The 14,999-nt window shown below is 69.7% G+C and carries 15 protein-coding genes; 9 read left to right on the top strand and 6 right to left on the bottom strand.

Features of this window, described 5'->3' with window-relative positions:
* Positions 1-440: 440 nt before the first annotated feature.
* From ACS5RC_RS08305 to rhmD, 6 genes are all read right to left on the bottom strand, one after another.
* Positions 441-3,539 carry a glycosyl hydrolase gene (locus ACS5RC_RS08305; protein ID WP_478343344.1) on the bottom strand — a complete coding sequence of 1,033 codons (3,099 nt, stop codon included), beginning with the start codon at positions 3,537-3,539 and terminating at the stop codon, positions 441-443.
* A complete protein-coding gene (gene rhaT, locus ACS5RC_RS08310) occupies positions 3,536-4,585 on the bottom strand; it encodes an L-rhamnose/proton symporter RhaT (RefSeq protein WP_478343345.1) in 1,050 nt (349 codons plus the stop codon). The genes ACS5RC_RS08305 and rhaT overlap by 4 nt, the downstream gene beginning before the upstream one ends.
* A 97-nt stretch (positions 4,586-4,682) precedes the next feature.
* The gene (locus ACS5RC_RS08315; RefSeq protein WP_478343346.1) at positions 4,683-5,582 is read right to left on the bottom strand and encodes an amidohydrolase family protein; all 900 of its coding nucleotides are present in this window, start codon (positions 5,580-5,582) and stop codon (positions 4,683-4,685) included.
* Positions 5,582-6,331, bottom strand: a complete 750-nt coding sequence (locus ACS5RC_RS08320; RefSeq protein ID WP_478343347.1) for an SDR family NAD(P)-dependent oxidoreductase — start codon at positions 6,329-6,331, stop codon at positions 5,582-5,584. Before ACS5RC_RS08320 ends, ACS5RC_RS08315 begins: the two co-directional genes overlap by 1 nt.
* Complete coding sequence (locus ACS5RC_RS08325; protein WP_478343348.1) at positions 6,321-7,199, bottom strand: fumarylacetoacetate hydrolase family protein; 879 nt, start codon at positions 7,197-7,199, stop codon at positions 6,321-6,323. The genes ACS5RC_RS08320 and ACS5RC_RS08325 overlap by 11 nt, the downstream gene beginning before the upstream one ends.
* A gap of 11 nt (positions 7,200-7,210) precedes the next feature.
* Positions 7,211-8,395, bottom strand: a complete 1,185-nt coding sequence (rhmD, locus tag ACS5RC_RS08330) for an L-rhamnonate dehydratase (RefSeq protein WP_478343349.1) — start codon at positions 8,393-8,395, stop codon at positions 7,211-7,213.
* Positions 8,396-8,542: 147 nt separating this feature from the next.
* Between rhmD and ACS5RC_RS08335 the strand changes: the two genes are divergently transcribed.
* The 9 genes from ACS5RC_RS08335 (at position 8,543) to ACS5RC_RS08375 (ending at position 14,971) form a co-directional block, all read left to right on the top strand.
* The gene (locus ACS5RC_RS08335; RefSeq protein ID WP_478343350.1) at positions 8,543-9,349 is read left to right on the top strand and encodes an IclR family transcriptional regulator; all 807 of its coding nucleotides are present in this window, start codon (positions 8,543-8,545) and stop codon (positions 9,347-9,349) included.
* A gap of 34 nt (positions 9,350-9,383) precedes the next feature.
* Positions 9,384-10,148 (top strand): SDR family NAD(P)-dependent oxidoreductase, encoded by a 765-nt coding sequence (locus tag ACS5RC_RS08340; protein WP_478343351.1) that lies wholly within the window; start codon positions 9,384-9,386, stop codon positions 10,146-10,148.
* 665 nt (positions 10,149-10,813) lie between these two features.
* Positions 10,814-11,254, top strand: a complete 441-nt coding sequence (locus ACS5RC_RS08345; RefSeq protein WP_478343352.1) for a hypothetical protein — start codon at positions 10,814-10,816, stop codon at positions 11,252-11,254.
* A complete protein-coding gene (locus tag ACS5RC_RS08350) occupies positions 11,251-11,502 on the top strand; it encodes a monovalent cation/H+ antiporter complex subunit F (RefSeq protein ID WP_478343353.1) in 252 nt (83 codons plus the stop codon). The genes ACS5RC_RS08345 and ACS5RC_RS08350 overlap by 4 nt, the downstream gene beginning before the upstream one ends.
* Positions 11,499-11,783: a monovalent cation/H(+) antiporter subunit G gene (locus ACS5RC_RS08355; RefSeq protein ID WP_478343354.1), complete on the top strand. Its 285-nt coding sequence runs from the start codon at positions 11,499-11,501 to the stop codon at positions 11,781-11,783. The genes ACS5RC_RS08350 and ACS5RC_RS08355 overlap by 4 nt, the downstream gene beginning before the upstream one ends.
* Positions 11,780-12,031 carry a Na(+)/H(+) antiporter subunit B gene (locus ACS5RC_RS08360; RefSeq protein WP_478343355.1) on the top strand — a complete coding sequence of 84 codons (252 nt, stop codon included), beginning with the start codon at positions 11,780-11,782 and terminating at the stop codon, positions 12,029-12,031. Before ACS5RC_RS08355 ends, ACS5RC_RS08360 begins: the two co-directional genes overlap by 4 nt.
* Positions 12,028-12,804, top strand: coding sequence for an MnhB domain-containing protein (locus ACS5RC_RS08365; protein ID WP_478343356.1), 777 nt, complete (start codon positions 12,028-12,030; stop codon positions 12,802-12,804). Before ACS5RC_RS08360 ends, ACS5RC_RS08365 begins: the two co-directional genes overlap by 4 nt.
* A complete protein-coding gene (locus tag ACS5RC_RS08370; protein WP_478343357.1) occupies positions 12,801-13,220 on the top strand; it encodes a sodium:proton antiporter in 420 nt (139 codons plus the stop codon). The genes ACS5RC_RS08365 and ACS5RC_RS08370 overlap by 4 nt, the downstream gene beginning before the upstream one ends.
* Positions 13,217-14,971 (top strand): complex I subunit 5 family protein, encoded by a 1,755-nt coding sequence (locus ACS5RC_RS08375; protein ID WP_478343358.1) that lies wholly within the window; start codon positions 13,217-13,219, stop codon positions 14,969-14,971. Before ACS5RC_RS08370 ends, ACS5RC_RS08375 begins: the two co-directional genes overlap by 4 nt.
* The last annotated feature ends 28 nt before the right edge of the window (positions 14,972-14,999 follow it).

Raw genomic sequence — 14,999 nt, forward strand, 5'->3', positions numbered from 1 at the left:
CAGCATGGTCTTCTGAAAGGCCGGCCCGTATTCCGAGAGCCCTGCCCAGGGCTTCCGAAGTCCCACGCGGGCTCGAAATCGCGCCGACCGCCAATGGCTGGTTCTTCCCGACCGCGATCGACATTCGACGCGACCCGAAACAGCTCTTGATGTGATCCATCTAATCGATTGTCCGACCAGATCGGAAGATATATTTCCGTATTCAGGAAAGATAATCAGTCGACGGTGACATTTTTGTCAATATCATGCCGATATTACTATCCAAAGGTTGCGTTTTACTGAAGTCTCAATTCTGAGGCGAAGCCGAATGCAGGCTGGCCGGGCCAGGACCGGCGCGTCGGCCGGCCACTCACGAAGCTGCCCGGATCGCGGACGGCCGCTCCGGCCGCCCGGTCGCCACCTGCTCGCGCGAGGCGGACACAGGTTCACCGGGAGGCGCTTCAGGGCACGGGATCGAGTCCCACGACGCTGATCGGTCCCCGCAGGCCCGCCGGGATGAGCGAGGCCTCGCGGCCCTTGAACTGGCGCAGGCGGGAATCCCCTGCGAGCCAAGCGCCGATCAGCCCGTTGCGGACGGGAGCGTGATAGACGATCTCGATCCGGTTCTCGCCGGCCTTCAGGGCGGAGGTGATCTCCACCTCGCCCGGAGGCAGGCTGCCCAGCCCGACCGCCTGTCCGTTCACGCGGATCTGCGCCGTCCCGTTCAGCACCCCGGCCCGCAGCACGTAGCGGCGGCCCTCCGAGAGGGTCGGGAGATCGAGGTGCGTGCGATAATGGGCGGCCTCGCCCATGTGGCGCAGATCCGGATCGGCGAGCCAGTCCACGAGCCCGGATCGCAGCACCCTGCCGGCCGTCATGGACCAATCCGCCAGGGTCCAGCGCGCGCCTTCCCGCAGGGCGAAGTGGGCCGGCCGATCGGTGGCGGGATAGGGAACGCCCCGAAGGAGGAAGCGTGACTGGTACGCCTGCAGATCGAGGACGATCGTCCCGTCGGCCTCCCGCCGTGCGGGGGCGCGCTGCCCGGTCATGGCGTCGAACCACCACGCCTCGCCCGCGGGGAGGGGGAAGCGCAGCGTTTGCGGCCGATCGGATGCGTTGACGAAGAAATCGATCGCGCCGTCGCCCGCCAAGGTCCGCTGCGCGTGCCGGATATTTCCGATCGGCGCATAGGCGATCGCCGGGCGCACCGCGGCGGCGACCGCCGCGGCGAGGGTCGCCGCGTCGGGCTGAGGCGGGGTCCGGTCCAGCAGCGAGGCGGCGAGGGCGCGCACCCGGGCGTCACCCCGTTCGGCCTCGTGGAATCCCGGCTGCATCTTCGGCGCCGCACCGTGGACGAAGACCGGCAACCCGGCCCGGGCGAGGGCCTCGGCCGCGGCGAGATCGTCCGGCTCGATGGCCTCCACATCGGCGAGGAGCAGGCCCCCGATCCGCGCCCCGTCCCGGGTGCGGCCGTCCGGCAGGATCCGGTTCCGGATCGCGTCGCCGTTCACCCAGCCCCAGGTCAGGCCGTGCCGGCTCAGGGTGTCGAGCAGCGGCTGGATCTTCACGATCCAGCGGACGGCCGCCTCGTCGATCGGACTTTGGATGCCAGGGTGGGCGACCGGGCCGTCCACCGGATCGGTGGGGGCGAAGCCGCCGAAATCGATCGGCTCGTGACCGTAATCCGGCCCGAAGCCGGAGCTCCGGAAGCCGAGAAAGGGATAGTAGATCAGGATGTCGGCGCTCGGCTGGCCCTGGCGCAACAGGTTTTGCGACCGGCCGATATAGGTGTTCAGGCCGGCGATATCGGACCAGAGCGGCGTCCGCTCCGAGTAATTGCCCGAGAAAAGCAGATCCTGAGAGGTGGGAGAAGACCAGGGGTCCCAGCCGACCGCGGGAAAGACGTGCGCCGGGTCGCCCCGCCGCCAATCGTAGGGGAAGCCGTGATAGATGATGTTGTTGACGCCGGCCAGGAACAGCCGGTCGGCGGCGAATTTCAGCTTGGCCCCGGTGCTGGCATAGTCCTGCCTGTGCCAGACGAAGCTCTCGGCGCTGGTGATCGGCCGGTTGTAGAGCAGCGCGGCCGAGGAGGTCAGGCGCAGGAACGCGTCCGTTCCGCCCGCATAGAGCTGCTCCGTCTCCGGGATATCGTTGAGGCCCTGCGCCCGGATGATGTCGAGATCCATCCCGTAGCTCTGGCCGCGGGAGAGCAGGCCGTGCTCGGCGCCCCAGCGGCGGGAGACGTCGACAAAGCGCTCGATGACGAGATCCGAGAGCGTGCGCTGATAATCGTAGCGGATGCGCGGATCCGCGTTCGAGAGGGCGAAGTCCGGCCGCAACGGGGGGATGTTGTCGTTGACGCTGAAATTGTCCGCGAAGGGCCGGTAGAGGACGGGAAGGTAGGGACGCAGATCGTAGCCGCGCCGCCGCTCGAACTCCGCCAGGATGTCCCGGGTCCCCATCCGGTCGGTCTTGAATTCGAGGCTGTCGTTGAAGAAGGCCCGGAGCCCGCGGCCATAGAACGGCGGCAGCCCGGTCCGGGGCCCGAAGACATAGTTGTATTCGGCGCGAATCGCCGGGGCGTTGAACACGTCCACGACATAGGCGGGCTCCGGCAGGGCCGCGAGCGAGGCCTGCTCGCCGCTCGGGAGAATCCAGGAGGCGATCATCGCCCACTCGCCCGCGGGCGCCTCCCAGGTCAGCATCCCGTCCTTGACGAAGCCGTCCACCACCTGGACGCTGCCGGGTTCGAGCCGGAGCGGGTCCTTCAGGGCGAACAGGCCGCCGCCGGAGGCCGGGCGTGCCACCACGACGCTCACCAGCTCGGCCGCCTGCGGATCGAAGTCGGCGAAATCGCCCGCCTTCAGATACAGGGTGACCGCGGCGAGAAGCCAAGCGTTCAGCCCGGGCTTCGGGCGCGGCACCGCGACCGAGACGGTCCTGCCCCCCGAGAAGCGCGCGCTTGCCCAGGCGAGGGACTGCATGTTCTCACGCGGCGTCACCACGGGGCTGGCGCCCGGCCAGCCGGTGTAATGCGTGAGATCGACCTGCATGCCGAGGCTGCGGGCCTCCTCGATCGTGCTGCGGACCGCGCCGAAATAGCGGTCGCTGTCGACCGCATCGACCCGCGAAGCCGCCGACGGATCCCGATCGGTCACGGGGGTGACCCCGATCTTGAAGGGCTGGATCTCGACCCCGGCGAAGCCGGCATCCCGCATCACGCGAAGCTCCCGGCGCAGCTCGTCCGTCTCGACATCGGCGCCCGGCCACCACCAGCGGATCCACGGCATCGCGCCGTGCGGCGGGTCCGCGAGGGCGGCGGGATCGAAGGGCGCGGGGACGACCGCCGGGGCCGAGGCGGGCGGCGGCGCCTCGTCGGCATAGGCCATCAGGGTCCGCTCGGCCCGGATCGGCTGGGGCTCGAGCACAGCGCTGAGCCGGTACCAGCCGTAGAGAGCGCCCCCCGCGGTGCACAGCACGAGGCCGGCGCCGCCCCAGAGCAGCACGCGCCCGACGCGTCGGAGCAGTCGCCGGCGCGGCGATGGCGTTGTCGAACTCACGGCATGTCTCCGCTATTGCCGAAACCGATGACGATGGTGGAGAGCACGAGCAGTCCGAGGCCGACGGCGAGCAGGGTCAGGCTGCGCCGGCTTGCGCCCGTCCATTCGCGGAGGACGAGGCCCCAGAGGGTCGCGAACAGGATGATCGAGGCCATGTGGAGGGTCCAGCTCGCGAAGCCGAACCGTCCCATCTGGCTCTCGCCCATGGTGTAGAAGAAGAACTGCAGGTACCAGGCGGCGCCCCCGAGGGCGCACAGCGCGTAGTTCCGCAGGAGCGGCGCCCTGACCAATCCGGGATCGGCGCTGCCGCCCGCGAACTGACGGACCGAGCCATTCCGGCGGATGAGGTAGGCGCACCAGATCACATTGGTGGTGAAGCCGCCCAACAGCACGACGCAGAGCACCGGCAGGCCCTGGCTGAGTGTCGGCGTGCCCGCGACGCGGCTCGCCTGGCGGATCGGCTCGCCGGCGGCCAACCCGTAGGCGAAGCAGCTCGAGAGCGTCCCGGAAAAGGCGGCCACCAGGATGCCGTGCAGAAGGCGCTTCTCCGCCGTCGTCCCGGGGCTCGCGCGTTCCTTCTCGCGTCCGGCCAGCCCGGCGAGGGCGATCCCGACGAGGCTGATCGCGACCCCGAGAAGGACCATCCGTCCGCTGTCCGCGGCGAGGAGGGCGCCGAACGCGCCCGAGACCATCGGTGGCACCAGGGTGCCGAACGCCGCCGTCAGGCCGAGGGCGATCGCCGTGCCGAGGGAGATCCCGAGATGGCGCAACGCCAGACCGAAGGTGAGGCCGCCCAGGCCCCAGAGGGCTCCGAACGTCCAGCACAGGAGCAGCGTCCGGGTGTCGGTCCGAGCCAGGACCCCGACGAGGTCGCGCGTCTGGATCGCCGCGAACAACCAGGGCGCCACCACCCAGCTGACCACGCCACCGACGAGCCAGAACACCTCCCAGGACCAGCCCCGCACCCCCTTGTAGGGCACGTAGAAGCTGGCCGACGAGAAGCCGCCGACCCAGTGAAACAGAACGCCCAGAAGCGGATTCGGCATCGTTCCCCCCTGTCCGGCCGAATCTCGGCCGGTGCCCCTGCCTCGCTTCGCGAGGTCCGTTTTTTCGAGGTCGTCGGTCTCCGGCGGACGAGGCCGGTCAGATCCGGTAGATCCGCTCGGCGTTGGTTTCGAAGAGTTGCCGGCGCTCGTCCGCGCTGAAGTCGCGGGTGAGAGCGTCGTAGGCGTCGAGATGAGCGGCGAACGAGCCGAACAGCCGGTCAGTCGGAAAATCGCTGGCGAACATGCAGCGCCCGGTGCCGAAGATCTCGATCGCGCTCAGCACGAGCGGACGAATGCTCTGTTCGGTCCAGCGGTGATCGACGATCCCGAAGCCCGAGAGCTTGACCGACACGTTCGGCCGCTCGGCGAGGAGCCGGAGCCCGGAGCGCCACAGCGCGAGCCCCTCCGCGCTCTGGTCGAGCGGCATGCCCGCGTGATTGAGGATCAGCGGGACGGCGGGATGCCGGCCGGCGAGAGCCGCGGCATCGGCCATCTGGGCGGGATAGATCTGGCAGTCGAAGCTCAGGTCATGCCGGGCGAGCGCGCCGTAGCCGCGCTCGAAGGCGGGATCCTGCAGGAGGTCGTGCGGCCGGTAGGTCTTGGCCGGGTCCGGATGCCAATTGAGGATCTGGCGGATCCCGCGCAGGGCGGAGCAGGCGGCGTGCCGCTCGAGCAGCGCCTCGACATCCGGCGCGTCGAGGCCGGCATAGGCGACGATGGCATGGGGAGCGCCGCGGGTCTCGGCGAGGCCCTGGAGCCAGAGCGTCTCATCGAGAGCGGCGTCCGGCGCCGCGCCGGCATCGACATGGACGATCTTCGTCACCCGCCAGGCGTCGGCATCCGCGCGGTAATCGTCGAGCAGATAGGTCCGCGCGATCTCCTCGACGCTGCCCATCACACCGTCGGTGCGAAAGGGCGGCCTCAGCCACGGATAGGCGATCCGGTCGAGATCCCACAGATGGACATGGGCATCGACGAAGGGCGGGCGGGCGCTCATCAGTACGTGGTCCGCCCGCCGGACAGATCGAAGGTCGCGCCCGTGGAGAAGCTGCACTCGGTGCTGGCGAGCCAGCAGACCAGGGCCGCCACCTCGCCGACTTCGCCGAGACGGCCCATGGGAATCCGCGACCGCATGTAGTCGATCTGGCTCTGAGGCAGCTGGTCGAGGATCGGGCTCTGGAAGGTCGCGGGCGTCACGGCGTTGACCAGGATGCCCTGCGTGGCGAGTTCCTTGCCGAGCGACTTGGTCAGGCCGAGCACGGCCGCCTTGGAGGTCGAATAGGCCGAGGCGTTCGGGTTGCCTTCCTTGCCGGCGACCGAGGAGAGGTTGACGATCCGCCCGTAGCCGTTCGCCTTCATGAAGGGGATCGCCGCGCGGCAGCAGTAGAACAGGCCGTCGACGTTGATCGCGAGCACCGTCCGCCACCCGTCGATCGGGTAATCCTCCAGGGCGGCGGTGGGACCGGTGATGCCGGCGCTGTTGACCAGGATATCGAGGCGCCCGAGGACGGCGGCGCTGGCCGCCGCGGCCGCCGGGACCGCCTCGGGATCGGCGATGTCGAGTGCCACCGTGTGGGCGACCGCGAAGGCGGCCTCCGCCGCCGCGAGCGCTTCGGGATTGCGATCCCACAGGGCGACGCGGCCGCCCTCGGCGACGATGCGCTCGGCCACCGCGCGCCCGGCGCCGGAGGCACCGCCGGTGACGATGGCCGTGCGGCCGGAGAAGCGCCCGGTTTCAGCGGTCATGGGAGGCGGTCTCATGGGCGTGGCGGTAGGGGACGACCGTCTGGCGCTGCTCCCCGAGACCGGCGATGCCGAGATGGATCGTGTCGCCGGCCTTGAGGAAGACCGGGTCCGGCCGCTGTCCCTCGCCGACGCCGGGCGGCGTGCCGGTGGTCAGGATGTCGCCCGGCTCCAGGGTGACGAAGCGGCTCACGTAGGCCACGAGCGCTGCGACCCCGAAGACCATCGTGCGGGTGCTGCCCGACTGCATCCGGCGCCCGTTGACGTCCAGGAACATGTCGAGGTCCTGCGGGTCGCCGACCTCGTCGGCGGTCACGAGAAAGGGGCCGATCGGCCCGAACGTGTCGCAGCCCTTGCCCTTGTCCCACTGGGAGCCGAGCTCTTTCTGGAAGTAGCGCTCCGACACGTCGTTGACGCAGACGTAGCCTGCCACATGGCTCAGGGCGTCCTCCTCCGCGACGTAGCGCGCGGTGGTGCCGATCACGACACCGAGCTCGACCTCCCAGTCGAGCTTGCGCGCGTCGCGCGGCAGCATCACCGGATCGTCCGGACCCTGGATGCAGCTGATCGCCTTGGTGAAGAAGATCGGCTCGGTCGGGATCGGCAGGTTCGCCTCCCGGGCATGGTCGGCGAAGTTCAGCCCGATCGCCAGGAACTTGCGGGTCCCGGTCACGGGGGGGCCGTAGCGCACGGGTCCCGCGACGCGCGGCAGCTCCGCCGGGTTCAGAGCGCGCAGGCGCGCGAGCCCCTCGGGCGTGAGGGCGGCGGGGTCGATGTCGGCGATGTGGCCGGAGAGGTCGCGCACGACACCAGCGGTGTCGAGCAGACCGGGGCTTTCGGCCCCCGGAGGACCGTGACGCAACAGCTTCATGGGACGATCACTCAGTGGGTATAGGGGCGGTGCAGCGGAACCGCCGGGTTCAGCGAGACGCCGAACCCGGGCTTGTCGAGCGCCGAGACCGGGAGCCGGCCCTCGACCGGCACCGGCTCGTCCAACAGCTGCGGGTGGAACATCGGCACGACTTGGTCGGCGGTCGGATGCATCATCAGGAATTCGGCGAAGGGGCTGTTATGCCGGGTCGCCACGAAATGGTAACTGTAGACGCTCGATCCGTGCGGGATCACGAGCGCCCCGCGACTGTCGGCGAGATTGGCGATCTTGATCAGCTCGGTGACGCCGCCGCACCAGCCGACATCCGGCTGGATGATGTCGCAGCAGCCCATCTCCAGAAGCATCCGGAAACCCCAGCGCGTCGCCTCGTGCTCGCCGGTGGTCACCAGCATGCCCTTGGGCGCGGCGGCCTTCAGGGCCGCGTAGCCCCAGTAATCGTCGGGGCTCAGCGCCTCCTCGATCCACTTGAGACCGTATGCGTGTGCCTTGCAGGCGAGCCGGGTCGCGTAGTCGAGATCGAGGCTCATCCAGCAATCGAGCATCAACCAGAAGTCCTCTCCGGTCTTCTCGCGCATGTCCGCGAGCTCGGCGAGGTTCTTCCGCAGGCCCTCCTCGCCCTCCGCAGGGCCGTGGTGGAGGGGCATCTTGCCGCCGATGAAGCCGAGCGCCTTGGCGGCATCCGGACGCGCACCCGTCGCGTAGAAGCACAGCTCGTCCCGCACGGCTCCGCCCAGCATCCGGTAGACCGGCTCGCCGCGCAGCTTGCCGAGAAGGTCCCAGAGCGCGAGGTCGATCCCGGAAATAGCGTTCACGACCAGACCCTTGCGACCGTAATACTGGGTCGAGAAGTACATCTGGTCCCAGATCTTCTCGACCTCGGTCGGGTCCCGCCCTTCGAGGAAGCGGGCGAGGTGGCGCTCGACGATGTAGGCGGCTGGCTCCCCACCGGTGGTCACCGCGAAGCCGACCGTGCCGTCCTCGGCCTCGATCTCGACCACGAGGGTGCCCAGGACGTTGATGCCGAAGCTGCGCCGGCTCTGACGGTATTCCGGATAGCGCGCCATCGGGGTCGCGATGTGATCGTCGATCCAGTGGCCGGCGGACTGATCGTGATAGTCCGCGCCCCCGCCGCGCGCCGTGAAGGCGCGAACCTGCTTGATCCTTGGGAGTTTCATGGATCCCACATGTTGAGATTATAATTCGGAAGTTGTACCGTTGCCCTGGCACAACTTGCACGACCAAGCCGATCGTCCATCAGCCGGGAGTGCATTTTCATGCCGGGGCGCTTGTTGCGCCCTTCAACATGTGGGATGGATTTCTAGATGATGAAAAATAGTACGTCAACCGGTGAGGATGACAGCGCAGCGCGGAGTCCCAGCGGCGCTCAGACCCTGATCCGCGGGCTGGAACTGCTCTCCGCCGTCGCGGCGGGGCCGCGCTCCCTCGCCCAGCTGTCGGATGCGCTCGGGCTCACGCGGAGCACGACCCACCGGCTCGCCGCCGCCCTGGTGGAGCAGCGCTTCCTCGCCTTGACGCCGCGCGAGGGCTACAGCCTCGGCCCGAAGCTTCTGGCGCTCGGCCATGCGGCCCAGCAGCAGATGGAACTGCCGCGCATCGCACGGCCCCATCTCGAGGATCTGGCCGCCCGGACGGAAGACACCGTCCATCTCGGCGTGCTCGACGGGACGCGGGCGCTCTACCTCGACAAGGTGCCGGGCAGCCGACGGGTCACCGTGCACTCGACGGTCGGCGAACGGCATCCGCTGCGGTCGACGGGCCTCGGAAAGGCCCTCCTGCTCGATCACGGCGAGGCGGATCTGCGCGCCTTCTACCGCGCCGAGGACGCCCTCGGCGGGCCGAAGGGGATCGGGATCGAGACGTGGATCGAACGGATGCGTGCCTACGCGTCTGCCGGCTGCGCCTACGATCTCGAAGAGAACGAGGACAGGATCCGCTGCGTCGCCGCGCCGATCCGCGACGCGCGGCGCATGATCGTGGCGGCGATCAGCGTGTCGAGCGCGGCCCAGTACATGGACGACGCCCGGATGAGCGCGCTCGCCGCCGATGTGCGCGAGACCGCCCGACGAATCAGCCTGGAGGCAGGCTGGACCGAGCCGGCGTCTGCCTAGCAAGCGCCGGCCCCCTCACAGACAGGACATCGAGATGCTGTTGGAAGGAAAGACCGTCCTGATCACCGGCGCGTCGCAGGGGATCGGCGCGGCGGCTGCGATGGCCTGCGCCCGCCAGGGCGCAGACGTGGCGATCCACTACCACGGGGCGGACGCCGAGGCCTGCGACGTGGCCGCCGCCATCGAGCGGATGGGCCGCCGGGCGTTGCCGGTTCGCGGCGACGTCTCCGACCCTGCCGAGGCGGAGCGCTTCGTGCGCGCCGCCACGGAGGCATTCGGCCGCGTCGATGTTTTCGTCAGCAATGCGGGGATCTGCCCCTTTCATAGCTTCCTTGACATGCCCGTCGATCTCTTCACCCGCGTCCAGCAGGTCAACCTGCACGGAGCCTTCTACATGGTGCAGGCCGCCGCCAGGCAGATGGTAAGCCAGGGTGGCGGCGGTTCGATCATCGCCGTCAGCTCGATCAGCGCACTCGTGGGCGGCGCCATGCAGACGCATTACACGCCGACCAAAGCGGGCGTGCTCAGCCTGATGCAGTCCGCGGCCGTCGCTCTCGGCCGCCACGGCATCCGATGCAACGCGCTCCTGCCCGGCACGATCGAGACCGCGATCAACCGCGAGGACCTCGCTGACCCGACCAAGCGACAATATATGGAAACCAGGATTCCTCTCGGCCGACTCGGCCGACCCGAAGATCTCGGCGGGCCGGTCGTGTTCTTCGCGTCGGATGATCTGTCCGGCTACTGCACCGGATCCGCCCTATTGGTTGACGGCGGCCTATTCGTGAATCTCCAGTGAGCCGATCTCCAGTGAACCGATGACCTGGGCCTGCTCTGAAGCATGGGTCTTTGCAGCGGTTCGACGGCGCGGATGTGTTGCCGGATCACCGGCAGGCAGCCCTGTTCCGTCCTGGGTTCATGACCTTGTGATCCCTGGACATCGATTGAAAAATGACAGGGCTGCCGAGCAATCGCTGAGACCGAAAACGTCCAGCGGTGCGGTGACGGCATCCCGCGCGGCGCGATGCGCAGGGCGCGCATGAGACCACGGGCGACGCTGTCGCAAGGGCGCGGTCTTCGCTGAACCAGGGCGTCGGAACGCGGCCGACGCCCACATCGTCGGGGGCGGTCTCGGCTATCGGTGTCCGCCCGACACCGGTGGCGCCCCAGCGTCTCCCATGGCCACATAGCATTCCGGAGGAAGGTCGCTGTCGGGTGGATCATCTTCGGCCCGCTGGTTTCAGGCCTGACAACTCGGGCGGTGAGGGCAGGGGAAGACGGCGATTCGCGTGCGGCCCGACGCTCCTGCACACAGCCGTGCCACCAAGGTCCGGGAACGGCTTCGGCGACGCTACGTTTGTGCCGAGTCAGGTGCGTGGCCACGCTTCTTGCGGCGCGCCTCGGTCAGGATCGATGCGGGCAGGACCGATCAGCAGCATCAGGGTGCGATTGACGCGCGACGCCGTGGCAATCTGGATCACCCTCGCCCTGACCTACCTGGTCTTCGCCGGCACGGTGAGCGTGACCGAGGGCTTGGCCGCGATCGTCTGCGCCACGCTCGGTACGGCATGGTGGTGGTGGGTGGGAGGCCGTGGCGGCGTGCGCTTCCGATTCGACCGAGCCGTGCTGCGGCCCCTTGGAGCGGCGCTCCGCGACCTGCCCTGCCAGACTGCCCGAGCGGGCCGACACCTCGTCGAGATCATACGCACGCGCGGCGCGGGCGGATGGATCTGCACGCGGAGCGCGGCCGATGTGGATTGGGCGACGCCGGACGGACCGGCGGCCCCGGCCGCACGAGCCGTCGGCCTGCTCGCCGCGTCGCTGGCTCCGGACAGCTTCGTGCTGACCCTCGACCGCGCGCACGGGACGGTGACGACGCATGCCCTGGGAAGCGAGGCGCCATGAATCTCTGGACGGTCGCCATCCTGGCGCTGCTGCCGCCTCTTGCCCTCGCGGTGGCGCTGGCGTGGCGCGGCAGTCCCGGCCGGCGCTTCGCCGCCTACCAGCTCGCCGGCAGCGTCACGGTGCTGATCCTGACGCTGCTGGCCTTCGCCACGGACCAAGCGTCGATCACCGATCTCGCCCTTTCGTTCGTGCTCCTCAACCTGCCGGGCACGATGCTCCTCGCGGTCTTCCTGGAGCGTTGGATATGAGCGTCGCGATCGGCCTCCTGCTCGGCCTCGCCGTGGCCATCACCTGGCTCGCGGCCCTCGCCCTCTGGCGCCTGCCGCGTGCCCTCGATCGGCTGCACGTGCTCGCCTTCCTCAACGTCACGACCTCCGTCCTCGTCACGGCGGTGGCCTTCCTGGCCGACGGCGTCTCCGGGCGATCGGTGAAGATCCTGCTGATGATGGTCGTCTTCCTTGCGTGGGCGGCGGTGCTGTCGCACGTGTCCGGCCGGGCTGTGCTGATGCGCGAGGGCCGCTCGGCATGAGCGTCATCCTGCCCCTGCTCTTCCTGCTCACCGCCGTCTCGGGAACCGCCGTGGTGCTGGTCCGGGATCCCGCCCGGCAGGTCTTCGCCATCGCAGCCAACGGGCTCGTCCTGACGATCCTGTTCGACGCCCTCCAGGCTCCGGACGTCGCCCTGTCGGAACTGGCGGTCGGCTCCGCGGCGGTGCCGCTCCTCTTCCTCGTGGCGCTCATGGCCGTGCGCAACCAACCGCCGGAGGAGGAATCGTGACCGCGCGCCTGCGCGTCGCGCTGCTCGCCCTGGCCGGCGTGATCCTGCTCCCGGGTGCCGCGGCGGTGATCGCCGGATTGCCGCCCTTCGGCGCCACGATCGCCCTGTACGGCGAGCGCATCAACGCGATCGTGCCCGAGGCGCGGCACGTCGCCAACATGGTCAGCGCGATCAACTTCGACCTGCGCGGCCTCGACACCCTGGGCGAGGAGTTCATGCTGCTCGCCGCGATCACCGGCACGGTGGTGCTGCTGCGCGGCCGCCGCGGCGAGGGCAACACCGAGCATGCCATGCGCCGGCCCGGACGCCCGGTGATCCCGCGCTCCGAGGCCGTGGTGCTGGTCTGCCGGATCGCGGGCCCGCTCACGGCCCTGTTCGGCCTGTACGTGGTGCTGCACGCGACCGTGACCCCCGGCGGAGGCTTCCAGGGCGGCGTGATCCTCGCCTCGGCGACGCTGCTGATCTACCTCGGCGAGGGCTATGCCGGCTGGCGCGACGCGGTGCGCAGCCACTGGCTCGACGGGCTGGAAGGCGGGGGCGCCCTGCTCTTCGCCCTGTGCGGGCTGGCGCCGATGCTGGCCGGCGACGCCTTCCTGCAGAACGTCCTGCCGCTCGGCACCTTCCGCGACCTGATGTCGGGCGGCCTGATGCTCGTGGAGAATCTCGGCGTCGCCCTGGCGGTCGCGGGCGGCTTCACCCAGCTCTTCCTCGAATTCATGGAAGAGACCCGCGCGGCGCACGAGCCCGACGAGCCCGGGGAGGAATCGGCGTGAGCGCGGTCTCGAGCATCCTGCCCTACGCGGTCGCCGCGTGGCTGTTCGGCGCGGGCCTCTACGGCATCGCCACGAGCCGGAACTTCATCCACCTCGTCGGCTGCCTCGGGGTCTGCCAGTCGGCGACCTACGTGCTGCTGCTCGGCCTCGGCTACCGCTGGGGCAGCATCGCGCCGATCTTCTACGACCACCCGCCGGGGACGCCCGCCGTCGACCCGGTGATGCAGGCGCTGGTTCTCACCGACATCGTGGTCGGCGCGACCCTGACCGCCCTGCTCCTGGTGCTGACGATCCAGGTGTACAAGCGCAGCGGCAGCCTCGACCCGGAGAAGCTCCGCCCGATGCGCGCCGGGAAGGGGGCCGGCCGCGCGAAGGGGCCGGATCGCCGGGACGACGGCGGGCGGGCGGCCTCGTGACGCTCGGCCCCGCCGCACTCCTTCCCTTGCCGGTCGCCATCCCGCTGGTGTTCTGCGCGGCGATGCTGGCGACCGCCCACCGGCTGCCGGGCCGCCTGCCCGACATCCTGGCGACACTCGCCGCGCTCGGGGTCGCGATCCTGTCGGGGGTGATCGCGGTGCACGCCGCAGACGGGCCGCTGGTCTACTGGTTCGGCGGCTGGGAGCCGCGCGACGGCGTCCATCTCGGGATCGGCTTCGGGGTGGACGCGGCGAGCGCCTGGGTCGCGGCCTTCATCGGCCTGCTCTACGCGCTCACCTTCGTCTTCGCCTGGGGGTTCTTCGGCCGGACGCACGGACATTTCCATATCCTGATGCTGCTGTTCCTGGCCGCCATGGTCGGATTCTGCTTCACCCGCGACATGTTCAACCTGTTCGTGTGGTTCGAGGTGATGAGCGTCGCCGCCTTCGCGCTCACCGCCTACCACTTGGAGAAATCCGCCCTCGCGGGCGCGATCAACTTCACGGTGATCAACAGCCTCGCCGGCTTCCTGATGCTCGGCGGCATCGGGCTGATCTACGCTCAGACCGGCACCCTCGACTTCGAAGGCATCGCGGCGGCGGTGGCGCGGGGCGGCCGCGACCCGGTGGTGGCAGGCGCCTTCTGCCTCGTGGCGGCGGCGCTGATGATCAAGGGCGCCATCGTGCCGTTCCAGTTCTGGCTCGCGGACGCCCACGCGGTGGCGCCGAGCCCGGTCTCGGTGATCTTCTCCGGCGCGATGGTGTCCCTGGGGCTCTTCGGCCTCGCGAAGGTGAGCGCCGTCGTCTTCGCCGGCTCCGAGCAGGTCCAGCACGCGCTCCCGGCTCTTCTCACGGGTCTCGGCAGCGTCACCGCCGTCCTCGGCGGCTGGATGGCCCTGCTGCAGCGCCACCTGAAGCGGATGCTCGCCTTCTCGACGATCTCGCATGCCGGGATCATGCTCACCGCCCTCGGGGCGCTCTCGCCGGCCGGCACGGGCGGGATGCTCGTCTACGTCGTGGGCCACGGCTTGGTGAAGGGCGCGCTGTTCATGGTCGCCGGCATCCTGCTGGCCACCCGGGCCAGCATCGACGAGATCGCCCTGCGGGGCCTCGGACGCGGGATCGAGCCGGCCGGGGTCGCGATGGCCCTGGCCGGACTCCTGCTGTGCGGCCTGCCAATCGGCGTGCTCGATCAGGGCACCCGCCTCGTCCAGGGCGCGCTGTCGCAGCAGGGGCACGGGATCGCGCTCGCCGCGGGCGCCATCGGTGCGGGGCTCACGGGCGCGGCGGTGCTGCGGGCGGCGGGCCGGATCTTCCTCGGCCTCGGGCCCGATCCCGGCGACGAGGCCGGGGCGCCGAGCGAGGACGAGCGCGAGAAGGCCAACCGCCCGCTCTGGCTGATGCTGGCGCCGTGCTGCGTGCTGCTGGCCCTCGATGTCGGCTTGCCGGCAAGCCGGGTCGCCGATGCGATCCCGCGGGCGGCCTCGGCCTTCATGCATCGATCCGCCATGGTGGCGCCGGTCGAGGGGCCGTCATGGCAGCCCTGGGTCTCCGTGGCGCTGGCCGTGGCCGGTGCCGGCTATGGCCTGTTCCGGCAGGTGCTGCCGCGGCTCATCGTCGGCCCGATCAGCGCCACGCAATCGGCGCCGACGCGCGCCCTCGAGATCCTGCATAGCGGTTTGATCGGCGATTACGCGGCCTGGCTCGCGATCGGGGTGGCGATGATCGCGGCCGTGCTCACCCTGGTCTGAGCCATCCGACCGTTGGCCCAGCGCGTGA

The sequence above is a fragment of the Methylobacterium sp. HJ2 genome (assembly GCF_056431005.1).

Coding starts and splice junctions, on each gene's coding strand:
- rhaT (WP_478343345.1), bottom strand. CDS start 4,585: ATGCCGAATCCGCTTCTGGGCGTTCTGTTTCACTGGGTCGGCGGCTTC.
- ACS5RC_RS08315 (WP_478343346.1), bottom strand. CDS start 5,582: ATGAGCGCCCGCCCGCCCTTCGTCGATGCCCATGTCCATCTGTGGGAT.
- ACS5RC_RS08320 (WP_478343347.1), bottom strand. CDS start 6,331: ATGACCGCTGAAACCGGGCGCTTCTCCGGCCGCACGGCCATCGTCACC.
- ACS5RC_RS08325 (WP_478343348.1), bottom strand. CDS start 7,199: ATGAAGCTGTTGCGTCACGGTCCTCCGGGGGCCGAAAGCCCCGGTCTG.
- rhmD (WP_478343349.1), bottom strand. CDS start 8,395: ATGAAACTCCCAAGGATCAAGCAGGTTCGCGCCTTCACGGCGCGCGGC.
- ACS5RC_RS08335 (WP_478343350.1), top strand. CDS start 8,543: ATGATGAAAAATAGTACGTCAACCGGTGAGGATGACAGCGCAGCGCGG.
- ACS5RC_RS08340 (WP_478343351.1), top strand. CDS start 9,384: ATGCTGTTGGAAGGAAAGACCGTCCTGATCACCGGCGCGTCGCAGGGG.
- ACS5RC_RS08350 (WP_478343353.1), top strand. CDS start 11,251: ATGAATCTCTGGACGGTCGCCATCCTGGCGCTGCTGCCGCCTCTTGCC.
- ACS5RC_RS08355 (WP_478343354.1), top strand. CDS start 11,499: ATGAGCGTCGCGATCGGCCTCCTGCTCGGCCTCGCCGTGGCCATCACC.
- ACS5RC_RS08360 (WP_478343355.1), top strand. CDS start 11,780: ATGAGCGTCATCCTGCCCCTGCTCTTCCTGCTCACCGCCGTCTCGGGA.